This is a genomic window from Desulfallas sp. Bu1-1 (assembly GCF_015594625.1).
Classification (GTDB): domain Bacteria; phylum Bacillota; class Desulfotomaculia; order Desulfotomaculales; family Desulfallaceae; genus JADNRQ01.
Map to the genome: position 1 here is coordinate 1 of NZ_JADNRQ010000096.1, position 292 is coordinate 292.

At 53.8% G+C, this 292-nt stretch carries 1 pseudogene; it reads right to left on the reverse strand.

The window, feature by feature from the left end:
- Positions 1–292: pseudogene (locus tag IT084_RS17810) on the reverse strand (2-oxoacid:acceptor oxidoreductase subunit alpha); the annotation flags it as partial.

Sequence of the window (292 nt, forward strand, 5' to 3'; positions counted from 1 at the left end):
AACAATATTACCGGCGTACGATATTTTTCGGCCAGGTTGAATGCTCGCACGGTTAAATAGTACATCTCTTTTACCGATGCGGGAGACAGGACTATAATTGAGTGGTCGCCGTGGGTTCCCCAGCGAGACTGCATTACGTCCGCCTGTGCCGGGCGGGTCGCCAAACCGGTGGACGGGCCTACTCGCTGCACGTCTACGATTACGCAGGGCACTTCCTGGTATATACCAACCCCGAGGTTCTCCTGCATTAGAGAAAATCCCGGTCCACTGGTGGCGGTGAATGTTTTTTGAC